Below are 14,054 nucleotides of genomic sequence, written 5' to 3' on the forward strand. Positions count from 1 at the left end.
TCTTAGAACGGCTCGATCAACTCGGGTTGCTCGGCCACTGCCGCCGCGGGAAACAACGCTGGCAGGCACTCACGCAAATACGCTTCGAAGTCTTCACGCACTTCGGGGTGCTGCAACGCCAGTTGCACCGTCGCCTTTAAATATCCGATCTTGCTGCCGCAATCAAAGCGCGTGCCGTAATACCGGTACGCCAGCACTTGCTCCACCGACAGCAGCGACGCAATCGCATCGGTCAACTGAATCTCTCCGCCACTGCCCGGCCGCGTATTGCGCAGATGCGTGAAAATGCCGGGCATGAATACATAACGCCCCACTACACCCAGATTCGATGGCGCCAAGGCCGGCTGCGGCTTCTCCACGATCCCCGACAGCTTGATGATGTCCTCTTCCCACTCGCGCCCTTCAATCACGCCATACGACGCGCTGTCGACCCGGTTGATCCTCTCTACTCCGATCACCGAGCTATGGTAGTGATTGAACACATCGACCAATTGCTTCATGACCGGCTCTTTGCTGTGAAGCAAGTCGTCGGCAAGAATCACAGCGAAGGGGTTCTCGCCAATCAATTTTTCGGCGCACAGCACGGCGTGACCGAGCCCAAGTGCCGTCGGCTGCCGGACGTAGAAGCAGTCCACATTCGCGGGCTTGATGTTGCGCACGACTTCGAGCAACGCCTTCTTGCCACGCGCTTCGAGTTCCGCCTCGATCTCGTACGATTTGTCGAAGTGATCTTCAATCGCACGCTTGCTGCGGCCCGTCACGAATATCAATTCCGTGATTCCGGCCGCGATCGCCTCTTCGACCGCGTACTGGATCAGCGGTTTATCGACGACGGGAAGCATTTCCTTTGGACTCGCCTTTGTCGCGGGCAAGAAACGGGTGCCGAGTCCCGCGACAGGAAATACGGCTTTGGTGACTTTCAGCATCGCACGCGCTTCCCTAAAATGCTTGCAAATTAATGCACGAACGCCCGTTCGTGCGGTGTCCAACACATCGGATTCGCATTCATTCAAAACTTTCAATCACGGTGTCAATTTCCATCGACAGCCGGTTTTGAAAACGTAAAATAAATTGCTGCGTCGCAAAGCGGCGTGTCGGATGGCCTGGAGCCAGCAACGGCGAGGGCCGATCGATCCCCGGAAAAAAAATATTCATCCGTCTGCCGCGTTGCAGCACGATCGTTCGTGAAACGTTTATTCCTGGTCGTCCAGATGCGGAAAACGAATGCCCGAGGCGTTCAGTTTCGACATAGGATCGTTACGCAGCGCATCCCGATAAGCAGAGACCGCGGCGAGAATCAACAAAACAGCAATACCGGCAAGTGCGTGCATGTCCATGGCTTACCCCTGTTTTTGAATGGTCTGAAATGAAGTTAGCAGAAAAAAATCGGTAAATAATTGCCGAATAAATTCGTTACCTTTCGAACAGATCAAAGGGACGTTTTTGCTCATCATGCGCAAGACAAGGTGTTTGCCACGCATATTTTTCCATTATTTGCAGGACTAATATGGGAGTTGCTTAGCGCGCCACTTCGTACACTGAATAAGGCGCCACAAGGCCGGGAAGCGTCTGCGGCCTTCATTCAACCTGGACACGAGGTCTTCAATGAGCGATTCGTCCCTGCTCGATCCGGCCGGTTCCTCCCTGCAGTTACCGCTCGAACGCGCAGCCGCTGTCAGCATCGACGACCGCGATGTCGCCATCAACGCGTGGCGCGGTTTCGCGGCATTACTGGTCGCTTATTTTCATTGCCGCCAGATCACCTGGATCGGCATACAGCAATTCCACAAAACCGGGGCCAGGTTCGACCTCAACACGGTTTTCAGCTATCTCACCTTTCCGATTGCGTGGGGTTCGGCCGGCGTGCCGATTTTCTTCGTGATCAGCGGTTACTGCATTCATCGGGGAACAGCACGCAAGCTGCTCGCCAATCCCGCCGCGCCCTTCGATACCGGCAACTTCCTGATGCGCCGTTTCGCGCGGATCTATCCGGTGCTGCTTGCGGCGCTGGTGCTGACTTACGTGCTGGATACGTTCAGCCTTGGCTTTACGCCGGTCAGCCCCAAGATCGGCACGGCGGATCTGCATTTGTTCATCGTCAACCTGCTCTCGCTGCAGGGCGTGGCCGGTGGCACGTTCGGATCGAACGGAGCGTTGTGGACGCTGTCGCTCGAAGTGCAGTTCTATCTCGTGTATCCGTTGCTGATTGCATTGCGCCGGCGGATCGGGATGAAGGCGGTGCTGGTTTGCGTTGGCATCGTCAACGTGATTTCGGCGCTCGTGTTCGAGCGCCACGAGATTGTGTTGTTCGCGTCGTACTGGTTCTCGTGGACGCTTGGCGCGTGGATCGCCGAAGCGAAAGGCGCGCCGGATGCACTCAAGATGCCCAAGGGGTCGATGAAGCTGAAGATCGCGGCCGTGGTGGTTGCGGTGATCGGCTGCGGCGCGTTCAAGGTCGGGCAATATCTGGCGTTCCAGTTCTGGGCGCTGGCGTTCGCGCTCTATCTGTTCCAGGCGCTGGATAAACCGATGCGCAACTCATTGCCCGTGCGCGGTTTTTCGTGGCTCGGCGAGTTCAGCTTCTCGCTGTATATCGTGCATATTCCGATCCTTATCCTGCTGGGATCAGTGCTGTTTCACTCGGCGCTGCAAACTACTATCTGGGCGTCGTTTGCCTTCATGGCCGTACCGATTGCAGTGGCGTTCGTGTTCTATATGTTGGTCGAACGCCCGGCGATGAACTGGTCCGCAAGTCTTAAGCGGCGCCAGGCCGCTACCGCTTAAGGCACCCTCGGCTCTGCGCTCTGCGTAACGAAGAAGCCCCGCGTCCGCGGGGCTTCTTCGTTTGTCGTTTGCAAAGCACTGCGTTGCAGAGATCGTTAGCTTCGTTTCAACCGCGACTTCCCAGCGACATCGGAGAGAATCTTTTCGACGCTTTCCACATACCGTTCGGTACCGAAGCGACTGATCGCGTTGGCATAACCCTGCTCGACCAAGCGGTTGCGCAAGCCAACATCGGCAGACAGTTCACCTAGCGCGCCGGCGAGCGCGTGGACATCGCCCGGCGTGCACAGAATGCCGTTCTCGCGATCTTCAACAATATCCGTCACACCGCCTGCACGCGCCGCCACGATCGGCCGCTTCGCCAGCATGCCTTCGATAATCACTCGACCGAACGGCTCCGGGCTGATGGACGTGTGCGCGACGACATCGACGGCTTTCATGCACGCCGCGATGTCATGCTGGAAGCCTAGGAAATGCACACGATCGGCAAGACCGTGTTCGAGCACGTAGGCACGCAATTCCGCCTCATAGGCGTCCTCGCCGAATAGCGCCGCCCCTACCAGCACGGCATGCATCTCGGGCGCCTCCAGCAGCGCTTCAAGCAGGATGTGCTGCCCTTTCCAGCGCGCGAGCCGGCTGAACGAGCCCACCAGAAACGCGTCCTGCGGCAAACCGAAGCGCGCCCGCAGATCGTGCTGCGCGACGGATTCCAGCTCGGTGAACGGCTCGGCTGAAATACCGTTGAACACGACATCCAGCCGCTCCTCTTTCAAGCGCGTCAACGCGGTGAGCGCGACGGCGGAGGCCGTCGAGTTCGCGATCACGCGCTCCAGCATGAGCTTGGTGCACCACTTGATGATGGTGAGCTGGGTCTTGCCGAAATGCTCCTTGCTGACGATATCGCGCAGATGCCACACCACCGGCCGCCGCGAGATCAGCCCGGCGATCGCACCGACCACCATCGCGCGCTGCGTGTTCACGTAGATCACATCGGAGTTGCGCGATTTTTCCAGCGTGCCGCGCACGAGGCTCATCACACCGCCGATCATGCCAGCGCCCGGGCGCTTCAATCCGCCCTCCTTGCTCACGCCGCCGAGCGCGGCGCCGTCGAGCACATCGACTTTGATCCCTACCGCTTCGAGTGCGATGCGAAACGGGCCGTCGTCGAACAACACGGTCTCGTTGGTGCCGCGCATGTTCTTCATCACCTCGAGCAACGATAGTTCCGCGCCACCTAGCACACCACTTTGATCGACGGCTAGCACACGCATTGAGTCGGCCGCTTTGTGCTCTTCATCTTGCTTTGAAGGCTCGGCCTTGACCACGCGCTCGACCGGCACCGGCGGCAACGCCGGCGGTGCGAGCGTGAACTGCGGCGCGATGCTTTGTACATACGCGCGCAGCCCATCGCGGAAATGCTTGATCGAGAAACGCTCGGCATTCGCGCGGCAATCCGCCGGATTGATCTTCACCGCGCCGAGTTCGAAACCTTCCACCGCCTCGATAATCGCGCCGGTCGTCTGTTCATCGAAGAAGAGGCCAGTCGGGCGCGCGTGCGAACTATCGAGCACCGTCTCCAACGCACCGCCCTTGCCGTACGCGATCACCGGCGTACCGCACGCCTGCGCCTCGACCACCGAGATGCCGAAGTCCTCTTCGGCCGCGAACACGAACGCCTTCGCGCGCCGCATCTTGTCCTGCAGGACCGCGAACGGCTGATAGCCCATGATCTCGACATTCGGCGTGGCCTTGTCGCGGATCTTGCGCATGTCGGGGCCATCGCCAATCACCACCAGCTTGCGCTGCGGCATCTTCGCGAACGCCTCGACGATCAGGTCGATCTTCTTGTACGGCACCATCCGCGACGCGGTCAGATAGAAGCCCTCTTTCACCTCGCAAAGCTGGAACGCTTCGACATCGACGGGCGGGAAGATCACGTGTGAATCGCGGTGATAGACCTTGTTGATCCGCCGCGCGATGAACGCCGAATTCGCGATGAAATGGTCCACCGAATTCGACGTACGGATGTCCCAATTGCGCATGTAGTGCAGCACGAGACGCGCGAGCAGCGACTTCACGCCGGCGGTCAGATTCGATTGCTGCAAGTACTGATGTTGCAGATCCCATGCATAACGAATGGGTGAATGCACGTAGCTCACGTGAATCTGGTCGGGGCCGGTCAGCACGCCCTTGGCGACAGCGTGACTACTCGATATGACGAGGTCATAGCCCGATACATCGAGCTGTTCGATTGCGAGCGGCATCAGCGGCAGATATGAGCGGTAGCGCTTTTTCGCCTGCGGCAGCTTCTGGATGAACGAGGTCGTGACCGTCTTGCCGCGCATCCACGCGCGCTCTTCCATGAAGTCCACGACACTGAAAAGATCGGCATCGGGGAAGCACATGACGATCTGTTCGAGCACCTTCTCGGCGCCTGCAAAAGCAACAAGCCAGTCGTGCACGATCGCCACGCGCGGCACACGTTGCGCGACTCTTGCGCGATGCATGGGTGGCGTGCCCTGCACAGAGGGCGGGGGCGGATCGACAGGCTCGAGGTTCACTCGCACCGGGTCGATGACCGCTTCATCGAGATCATGTCTCATGCGACTCTCCTCACCTTAGAACCGTGGATTTCACGCGCCGTTTAAGGCGCACATTCAACTCATGAACGAGGCTTCGCGCCATGGAGCGCAACGCGGGCCGCGTAAGAAGGGAGCAGCCTGCATTCAGGCCCGAGATAACAAACGCCGCCGCGATCGACTCCAACGGGTACTCGATTGGATCGATGACAAACGCCACGCCCAGGCTTGCGACCAGGAATGCGAGGTGCATCAGCATGTCGCTGGCGATCGGCCGGGCATGGAGTCGCGAGATCCTGAGCAACAGGCCATAGTCGGCCAGCGAGCGCAGCACGACGACCGTGGCCGCACCGATAGGACCGAAGTGGGCGATGCCGAACCACAGCGCCGTCACGAAGAACGGCAGTTGCACCAGGCCGATGCGCGCGGCCGTGGCGGGATTGATCTGCGACTGGATCATGATGCGCGTGACGCTTGCTTGCCCGACGAGCCACACGCCGATGATCAGGACGCGTCCCACCGGCGCGCTGGCGATGGCGATTTCCTGTCCTACCCAGAGATGCAGGAATGGCGCGAGCACGAGCATGGCGAAGAGCGCGATCGGTGTGAACACGCCGTTGAGGAATTCGAGCGACTGCCGGACCATGGCATCGGCGTCATCGCGTTTGACTGCGGACAAGCGCGGGAACAAGGTGCGAACGAGTGAGTTCGGCAGCATGTTCAGACGGGTGACGAGGTTCTGCGGCACCGTGTAATACGTGACAAAGCGTGCGCCGAGATTCGCGCCCAGGAGGATGCGGTCGAGCGAGTCCGTGATCATGCTGGAGATGGTCGCGACCAGCATCCAGCCGCCGAACTTGAACAGGCCGCCTGCTACGCGGAGCTGCGGCCATTCGATGCGTTTGATGTCGAGTACTTTGAAGCTGGCGCGTGCGAGGAGAATCACGGCTAGAACGCGTGCGAGCACGGCGGCAGCGAGTACGGTCTGCAGGTTGGGGGCGATTTTCCAGGCGGCGGCGAGCGGCAGCAACTGGAACAGGAAGGTGCCGATAGTTTGATTGGTGTTGTAGATACCGAAGCGTTCGACGCCGTTGATTGCGCCGGCGCAGACCCATGAGACGTTGGCGATGGGGATGGCTAGCGCGAGCCATGGCAGTGCGTGATAGACCTCGCGTTGCATGGCGGGCGACGAATGTGCGACGTAGGCGGTGTAGGCGAATGCGCCGAAGTAGATGAGGACGCCGCCGATAATGCCGGTCCCGAGGTTGAGCCAGATGGCGCTCCAGAATACGCGTGAGCGGGCTTCGGGGTCATTGGCGGCGTGGGCCTTTGAGATCTGGTGTTGAGCGGCCATGCCCATGCCGAGATCGAGAATGCCGAAGTAGCCGATGAGCGTCCAGACGAGGCTGATCACGCCGTAGCGCTCGACGCCGACGAGATGGATGTATGCCGGCACGGTGATCAACGAGACGAAGGTGGGCAACACCAGTCCCGAGAAGTTGATCGCCATGTTTTTCACCATCGATTTTTCCATCGTTCGCACTCGTCCTTAGGGGTTCATTCGCACTTGGGGTTTTGGGTTGCTGGTGTTGGTGGTCGGGGGTGGTGTCGGGTTGCTGCTTTCGGTGTTAGTGGTCCGCTTGAGTTAGCTGTTTTCTTTATCGCTGTTAGCCACTGTGCGTGGCGGCACGTCATTTCTTGGTCCAAGGCGACAAAGAAACGAAGCAAAGAAAACACTTTCCAACCACGGGCGAGTTAGTGTCCCTAGCGTGCAGGCTCGGCGTTTCTGGCACCTGATAGCACGGCGCCAGACTCACGGAGGTTTGAAGCCCGACCTCTCCGAACACGGATACCCATACGCTTCGCCACCAGTGACTGAACCTGCCACAGGGACACCCCGCGCTATCCGCGAACAACCCCCTCAAAAAATAACCCTGCAGTCCACGTAGCCAACCCACCACGAAATACGGCAACCAGCACACCAGGCCGTCATGGTCCGTGGGTCACGGTGCTTGCCCGAGAGCGTTGAGGGCGAAGCGTGTTCGTGTCAGGATTCGCGAGAAGGATGGGTTCAAACATCCTCAAGTCTGGCGAGCACCGTGCTATCACGGTGCCAAAAACTGAGGCCTGCACGCTAGGGACACTAACTTGCCGATTGTTGAGAGGTGTTTTCTTTGCTTCTGTTTCTTTTTCGCCGGTGGAAAAAGAAATGAAGTGCCGCCACGCATAGTGGCTCAGTGATAAAGAAAACATCCAACACATAACGACCGCAAGCCTAAGCAGCAGCAACCCGGCATTGACCCCGACCACTACGCCCGCCCCCAAAACAAACCCCAAAGTGCGAACGAACACGCTATGGCCGCCACCTGTACATCATGACTTTCCCCCGTGCATCCTCTTCAACAAACACGAGGTACTCGCCATTCGCCTGGCGGCTAGCGCTAATCCCATTCGGCACATCCACCCACCCTGACGCACCACCCACCTCCGGACCCGGTTTAATCACCCCAACCTCACGCCCCGTGTCCTTCTCATACACATGCACCATGCCCACCGGTTCCACCGTGAACAAATACTTGCCCTCGAGCGTCAACCCAATCGTCGTCGCAAGCGGCTTGCTCTTCGTGTCCCACGGCAACTCAATCGAATACCGCTGCTGCGGTTCCTTCGACCAATGGTCGTAGCGCACCAACCGCCGCCCAACTTCCTTCCAGAAACCACGATCAAACGGCTCGTCCGCCGTGTAACCCGTGACATACATCGTGTCCGTATCCGCCTCGTACACCGCGCGCTTGACCACGTTGAACGGCGCAGGCATCGGATAGTTCTGCGCGTTGTCATACGCGTATTTCGGATTGCCCACGCGGTCCACACCGCCGTACCGAAAGCGATTAATGCCGCGGACGTCGCTCGTGTGCCAAATGTCGCCCTTCGCGTCGACCCACCATCCCCAACCACCAGGATTCGGCAGCAAACCGTTGTTCACATCGAACTCGTTCGCATCGAACCGGCCGTTGCCGTTGTCGTCGCGCCAGATCCAGTCGCCATGCGGCGGATGATTCGGAATGCTCTCCGTCCCACGCTCACGCCCTGCGAAGTACCCCGAAGGAATCGCCAGCTCACCATCGCGCTTTGAATCGAAGCGATAGATCTTCAGGTGATCCGAATACATGTCGGTCAAATACAAAAACGTACGGCCATCGATCTTGCGGGCGATCGGTTGTCCCGGCCAGTCACCGATGCTAAAGCTCGGGTCCTCGGGATACTTGAAACGCCCCGACAAGAAACCCACGTATTTCCATTCCTGTCCCACTGGCTTCGACAAATCCAGTTCAAAGCGCTTGTTGCCGGTGTAGACGCTGTTCGGACGCGCCGGATCCATCCACGCACCGTCCACGAACAACAGTCCCTGCACCAGCCACAACTGGCGGCCATCGGGCGCGTAACTCTCAAGCGTCGTGCCCAGCCCCGCGCCGATCGAACCCTGCCTCACGCCAATCCCGTTCGTCGATACATAGACGTTGCCCGCCGCATCCACGCCCACACCCGTGAGTCCGTTGAAGCGTTGCGGACCGGGCCGCCCGGCGATGCCCGAAAAAATGCCACCGCGCTCACCCAGCGCACTCGACTCGCGGTACTTGTTCGCGCCGCCATCGCGCGTGAAGATCAGCACCTGCTGACGCGGCCCGTTGTCGGCGACCAGCAAACGTCCCTGACCGTCTATCGTCAGATCGACAGCGTCCGTGCCGGCGGCAAAAGCAGGTGCATCATCGATCGTCACGCCCGCCGGCGTGTAATGCGCGAGCCGCGCTTTACCGCCCTGCGAATCGACCAGCGCCCAGAGCGTGCCGTCCTTCGCAAGCGCCAGTCGACCCGGCTGCGTCGCGTTCCATTTGCCCTTCTGCTGCATCGACTCAGCGTCGTACACCTCGATGCGGTTCATCGCGGTATTCGCGACGTACAACAGCGCGTCCGTCGCAGCCAGTCCACCAACGTCCTGCCTTAACTCGTCGGTCTTCGGCGCGCCGCGCTTGTCTTCCGGCGCCTCGTTGATCATCAGGAACGCGGCTGCGAGCTGCGCGTGCCCGTCTTTATCGGCGGCGAGGTTTGCCTGGAACGCCACGCTGCGCTTCATGTCGCCAATGTCCCGGCGCGACACGCCGAACCATTGCGTGCCCTTCGGCGGCCACACCCCCGGCTTCGACAACTTGCCGCGTTCGTTGCCCACCCCGACCGCGACAAACGCATAGCGCCGGTTCAGCGCGATCGCGTTGCCGCCATAGTTGCCCCAGCCGTGCGTGCCGCCGGCCGTGCCGAGCACCTTGCCATCCTTGTAGACGCTCACTTCCGCGCCGCTTTCATCCCACGGCGCGTTGGTGTAGACGCGGCCGTCGGGCGTGACAGCGATCGCGGTGATGTTGATCTGCGTCCAGACCCCATCGCCGAAACCGAAGGTGTTGCCAATCCACGATGTGCGCGCCTGCAGCACCGTGGGCAACGCCGCAGACGCGGAGGCCGCTGCAGCCAGACCGAGCGCGCCAACAACCAGAAAACGTGATGCAGGAAGCAAAAAACGCGAAAAACGCAAAAACCGCGAAAAACGATGCAAGAGGTTTTCTCCGTCTGAGAGCGGCCGGCCCTGCTCCCATCGGCCGATGGTGCAGACCAGGCGTCACGGCCGTTACTCGGGTTAACCAAGCCTACCGTTCAAATATTGCAAAAAAATCTGAAATAAATGGAATGCGATGAAAGATCGACAGTGGTAAATGAACCACAAACCGCAATCAATTACCGTTAGAACCGTCTTTTGAATGTCGCCCCTGAAATGCCCCAGGAATCAATGAAGCGCGAGAGCCTTTGTCAGCACGGCGCCGAGCGCACGACTTACTTGCGCATTGACTTATTTCATTCAAAAAATTTGTTTCGAAAAGTAATAAATACAGGGCATCCCGACCGCTTTGAGCAGGCTTGCAGGAAATACTTTTTAACATCTCGCCTGAAGCCGATCCAATATTTTCCCGTTTGTTTTTTTATAGAATCAGCAAATCGTAATGTTCGGCTTTCGGGCTAAGGCGTGACGCTGCGTAACCGCCGCGCCGATGCCTGCATCGAAATTTTTGCCCTGCGTGCCTGCGTGCCTGCGTGCCTAAGGGCGCGGCCCAATGCGACCGTATTCAATCCTATGGCGGGTGACCCCGCTCGAAGATCGCGTGCAGCCGTTCGGCAATTAGTTGGCGGTACTTCACGTCGAGCGCAGGCTACGCTGCGTGTTCCGCCCCCTTGAATTAAAGGCGACGTGATAAAATTGCCCATTAAATCGACGCGGACAATGGCTGGAAAGTCCCGTCGCACTGGGCGCGGAGTGGAATTCGGCATTCTCATGCGAATACCCTTGCATGATGAAACCCATCGCTCGGCGGCTGCATTGCCGGAAAACGGCAAGCGGCTGGCGTCACCAGACAAGGCATGGAAAACCATTCCCATGATGCCGCAAACACTTTGCGAAACGGCCCAAAACGGCCGCCGCAAACATCAAGCGCAATGAACGACATAAAACACCCTGACGGCGGCAAACGCCGTCGCGCTCTCATCACGGGTCTTTCGGGCTTTACCGGACGCCACATGGCCGCGCGTCTGCTGGACGAAGGTTACGACGTGTGGGGCACGACTTCGCCCGCGTCCGAGCCCGATGTGCCCGGCACGACCGGCGTTCCCGTGAACCTGCTCGATCTCGATGCGGTGCGTGCGTGCGTCTCAGACGCCAAGCCGGATGTGGTCGTTCACCTCGCGGGCCTCGCGCACGTCACGGGCAATCCGCCCACGCAAAGTTATCTCGTCAATATCATGGGCTCGCGCAATCTGCTCGACGCGTTGTCCCAGCTCGACCAGAAACCTCGCGCTGTGCTGATGGCGAGCACCTCGAATGTGTATGGCAATGCGAACGTGGAAGTCATCGACGAAAACGTGCCGCTCAATCCCGGCAACGACTACGCGGTCAGCAAGCTTGCCATGGAGAACATGGCGCGCCTGTGGCTCGACCGCCTGCCCATATTCTTCACGCGGCCGTTCAACTACACCGGCGTTGGCCAGGGCGAAGACTTTCTGCTGCCGAAGATCGTCAATCATCATGCGCGCCATGAAACACGCATGTCGCTCGGCAACCTTGCCGTGAGCCGCGATTTCTCCGACGTGCGCGACGTGGTCGAAGTCTATACACGGCTTCTGGAAGTCGCGCCCGTGGGCGAAGCGTTCAACACGTGCTCGGGCACCGGCCATTCGCTGGGTGAAATCCTGACCATGCTGCAACGCATCGCGGGATACAAGATCGAGATCTTCGTCGACCCGCGCTTCATGCGGCGCAATGAGATTGCGAAGCTGGTCGGTTCGAACATCAAGCTACGGCGTGCGATTGGCCGCGTACCCGTCACGCCGATCTACGACACGCTCGAGTGGATGTTCAAACACGCTCGCGCGCAAGTCGACAGTAATGAAGCGGTGCAGAACGGCGTTGCCGTCAAGACGTGACGTGGCTTGCGTGTTCGACATGTCCGGTATGTCCGGCGAGCAGATCGTCCGCGGCTATCTGCAATGACGATTGCCGTCTATAAATCTCCGCGATCCACTCGATAAACACCTTCACCCGCCGTGGCTGATGCCGGTTCGCCGCGTACAGGATCGACACCACCCGCGGGTACGACGGATACGCCTGCAGCACTTCGACCAGCGCGCCGCTTTCCAGATACGAAGACAGCGTATAGCTCGATGCCTGGATCAGCCCAAGGCCGGCCAGGCCGCATTCCACATACGAATCCGCGTCGTTTACAGCCAGCACGGCCTTGAGCGGAATGGTCTTGGTCTCGCCGTCCACCACGAACTCCCAGCTTCTGACCCGCCCTGTCTTGCTCACCAGATAATCCACGCACATGTGATTCTCTAGATCCTCGAGCGTCTTGGGCTCACCATATTTTGCTATATACGACGGTGCTGCCGCGGTGACCTGGGAGTAACGGCCAATCATCTTCGCCACCAGGCCGACATCGCCAACTGCGCCCACGCGGATCACGCAATCCACGCCCGCCTCGATGATGTCGACTTGCTTGTCCGTCAGGCTCATTTCAACGCGGATATCCGGGTAGGCCGCGAAGAATTCGGGGAGCGCCGAGATGATGGTGCTTTTCGCCATTAGCGCGGGCAGGCTGACGCGCACGGTGCCTTTAGGACTGAGCTTGGAGCGTGACAAGACCGACTCCATGTCGTCCACTTCGCCGAGTACGCGCACGCAGCGCTCGTAATAAATCTCGCCGTCTTCGGTAATGCTGATGCTGCGGGTTGTGCGGTTCAGGAGGCGCGCGCCGAGATGCGCTTCGAGTGCCTGAACGGTGCGCGATACGCTGGCGGCCGGGAGGCGCAATGCATCCGCCGCCTTGGAAAAACTACCGCTCTCGACCACGCGCACGAAGACTTTCATTGCTAGAAATCGGTCCATGCTCGTCGGTTCCATTCTGGCCCGCGGAGATGGTGCATTGCGCGGGCGCGTCGTTCCGGTCAGGGAAATAGAATGTAATAGTACGACGCTTCAATGGATCCTTGCTTGCATAGGGGGTTTCGCCGGCGCCTTGGGTCAGTTTTGCGCACTGCCCACAACCGGCCGCCAGCCTCAACGAAAAACCCCGAACAACCCTGATTAATGCACCACCCCCGCCTGAATCGCTTCGCTATACACCGCAGCTACGCGCTTGGCGATCACCGGCGTATCGAAATTTTCGCGTGCGTAGAGTCGGCATTCCTGCTCCGTCGGCAACTTAAGCGATCCATTAAGCGCACCGATCAACCCATCGGCAATGGCATCCACGCCCGTCGAAGGCAATACAAGGTTCCCAGATAATGGCGCGACCGCTTCCGGCAACCCGCCCACCGGCGTCACCAGCACCGGCGTCCCCGACGCAAGCGATTCCACCGTAATCAATCCGAAACCTTCCAGTGCAACGGTCGGCACAATACTCACATCGGCCGCCCGATACAGTGCCGCCAAATGCCGGTCAGGCACAAACCCGAGCAGCCGGACATTGTCGTCAAGACCCGCGTCCGTGATGCGCGCCTGCAGCTCCTCCGCAAGACGCCCCTTCCCCGCGATCAACAACAACACGTCAGGCTGCTTCGCCTTCACGCGCTTCATCGCTTCGATCAAATCTTCCAGCCCCATCCGTCTGACCAGTCGACGCACCGCAAGCACAACCGGCCGGTCCTGCGGCAACTGAAGCCGGCGACGCGCGTCGGAACGGCTCAGCGGTAAATTGAACTGCGAGACATCGACACATCCCGGCACCACACGAATCCGGTCGGCAGGAATCGCGTAACGCGAGTGCAGAATCTCCCCGAACGCCTCCGACAACACGATCAAGCGCGAGGAGCGTGCATACACCCGCTGCTCAAGCATGCGCTTGGTCCGCTGGCCGATGGAATCGGCGCCTTCAACATGGCTCTCGTCCGCCCACGGCCCCTGGAAATGCGAGACCTGCGGAATGCCGCGGGTGACATCGAGTCCGGGGAAGGTGTAGAGCGCGAAATGCGACGAGACCACATCAGGCCGCTCACGGCTCAACGACGCCCGCAACGCCCGGCGCGCGGCCATCAAACGGCGCGGCAACGACTGCGCCGCCGGACCGAAGCCGCGAATCACGCCCTCGGTGT

Annotated in this window: 11 protein-coding genes; 3 read left to right on the forward strand and 8 right to left on the reverse strand. The window is 59.6% G+C overall.

All coding sequences use genetic code 11. The annotated features are described in order from the left end of the window. Positions 1 to 2 precede the first annotated feature (2 nt). The 3 genes from galU to EOS_RS47430 all read right to left on the reverse strand — a co-directional run bounded on the left by galU (position 3) and on the right by EOS_RS47430 (position 1,337). Positions 3 to 926 (reverse strand): UTP--glucose-1-phosphate uridylyltransferase GalU, encoded by a 924-nt coding sequence (gene galU / locus EOS_RS02290; protein WP_047844991.1) that lies wholly within the window; start codon positions 924 to 926, stop codon positions 3 to 5. Positions 927 to 1,005: 79 nt separating this feature from the next. Next, entirely contained in the window at positions 1,006 to 1,176 is a 171-nt protein-coding gene (locus EOS_RS46925; RefSeq protein WP_160312458.1) for a hypothetical protein, read from the reverse strand. 17 nt (positions 1,177 to 1,193) lie between these two features. Then, positions 1,194 to 1,337: a hypothetical protein gene (locus tag EOS_RS47430; protein ID WP_166681181.1), complete on the reverse strand. Its 144-nt coding sequence runs from the start codon at positions 1,335 to 1,337 to the stop codon at positions 1,194 to 1,196. A gap of 268 nt (positions 1,338 to 1,605) precedes the next feature. On the opposite strand from EOS_RS47430, the gene EOS_RS02295 reads away from it, so the two are divergent. Beyond that, positions 1,606 to 2,784 (forward strand): acyltransferase family protein, encoded by a 1,179-nt coding sequence (locus EOS_RS02295; protein WP_047844992.1) that lies wholly within the window; start codon positions 1,606 to 1,608, stop codon positions 2,782 to 2,784. A gap of 95 nt (positions 2,785 to 2,879) precedes the next feature. Here EOS_RS02295 and EOS_RS02300 read toward each other — a convergent pair whose 3' ends face one another. The 3 genes from EOS_RS02300 to EOS_RS02310 all read right to left on the reverse strand — a co-directional run bounded on the left by EOS_RS02300 (position 2,880) and on the right by EOS_RS02310 (position 9,933). Further along, complete coding sequence (locus EOS_RS02300) at positions 2,880 to 5,387, reverse strand: glycosyltransferase family 4 protein (protein ID WP_047844993.1); 2,508 nt, start codon at positions 5,385 to 5,387, stop codon at positions 2,880 to 2,882. Positions 5,388 to 5,397: 10 nt separating this feature from the next. Then, positions 5,398 to 6,897, reverse strand: coding sequence for a flippase (locus EOS_RS02305; protein WP_047844994.1), 1,500 nt, complete (start codon positions 6,895 to 6,897; stop codon positions 5,398 to 5,400). An 819-nt stretch (positions 6,898 to 7,716) separates the two neighbouring features. Continuing rightward, complete coding sequence (locus EOS_RS02310; RefSeq protein ID WP_047844999.1) at positions 7,717 to 9,933, reverse strand: NHL repeat-containing protein; 2,217 nt, start codon at positions 9,931 to 9,933, stop codon at positions 7,717 to 7,719. Between the two features lie 792 nt (positions 9,934 to 10,725). On the opposite strand from EOS_RS02310, the gene EOS_RS02315 reads away from it, so the two are divergent. Together EOS_RS02315 and EOS_RS02320 are read left to right on the forward strand one after the other, a co-directional pair. Further along, positions 10,726 to 10,908 carry a hypothetical protein gene (locus EOS_RS02315; RefSeq protein ID WP_047844995.1) on the forward strand — a complete coding sequence of 61 codons (183 nt, stop codon included), beginning with the start codon at positions 10,726 to 10,728 and terminating at the stop codon, positions 10,906 to 10,908. Continuing rightward, positions 10,905 to 11,888, forward strand: coding sequence for a GDP-mannose 4,6-dehydratase (locus EOS_RS02320; RefSeq protein ID WP_047844996.1), 984 nt, complete (start codon positions 10,905 to 10,907; stop codon positions 11,886 to 11,888). The genes EOS_RS02315 and EOS_RS02320 overlap by 4 nt, the downstream gene beginning before the upstream one ends. On the opposite strand, the gene EOS_RS02325 is transcribed toward EOS_RS02320, so the two are convergent. Further along, entirely contained in the window at positions 11,878 to 12,849 is a 972-nt protein-coding gene (locus EOS_RS02325) for a LysR family transcriptional regulator (RefSeq protein WP_047844997.1), read from the reverse strand. The two genes, EOS_RS02320 and EOS_RS02325, sit on opposite strands and share 11 nt — an antisense overlap. Before the next feature lie 198 nt (positions 12,850 to 13,047). Then, a partial coding sequence (locus EOS_RS02330; RefSeq protein WP_047844998.1) for a glycosyltransferase family 4 protein occupies positions 13,048 to 14,054 on the reverse strand: 1,007 nt, incomplete at its 5' end.

Source organism: Caballeronia mineralivorans PML1(12), assembly GCF_001028175.1.
In the GTDB taxonomy this organism is placed as follows: Bacteria; Pseudomonadota; Gammaproteobacteria; order Burkholderiales; family Burkholderiaceae; genus Caballeronia; species Caballeronia mineralivorans.

Excerpts from the sequence above, each read along its gene's own strand:
- galU (WP_047844991.1), bottom strand. The coding sequence starts at position 926 with ATGCTGAAAGTCACCAAAGCCGTATTTCCTGTCGCGGGACTCGGCACC.
- EOS_RS47430 (WP_166681181.1), bottom strand. The coding sequence starts at position 1,337 with ATGGACATGCACGCACTTGCCGGTATTGCTGTTTTGTTGATTCTCGCC.
- EOS_RS02295 (WP_047844992.1), top strand. The coding sequence starts at position 1,606 with ATGAGCGATTCGTCCCTGCTCGATCCGGCCGGTTCCTCCCTGCAGTTA.
- EOS_RS02300 (WP_047844993.1), bottom strand. The coding sequence starts at position 5,387 with ATGAGACATGATCTCGATGAAGCGGTCATCGACCCGGTGCGAGTGAAC.
- EOS_RS02305 (WP_047844994.1), bottom strand. The coding sequence starts at position 6,897 with ATGGAAAAATCGATGGTGAAAAACATGGCGATCAACTTCTCGGGACTG.
- EOS_RS02320 (WP_047844996.1), top strand. The coding sequence starts at position 10,905 with ATGAACGACATAAAACACCCTGACGGCGGCAAACGCCGTCGCGCTCTC.
- EOS_RS02325 (WP_047844997.1), bottom strand. The coding sequence starts at position 12,849 with ATGGACCGATTTCTAGCAATGAAAGTCTTCGTGCGCGTGGTCGAGAGC.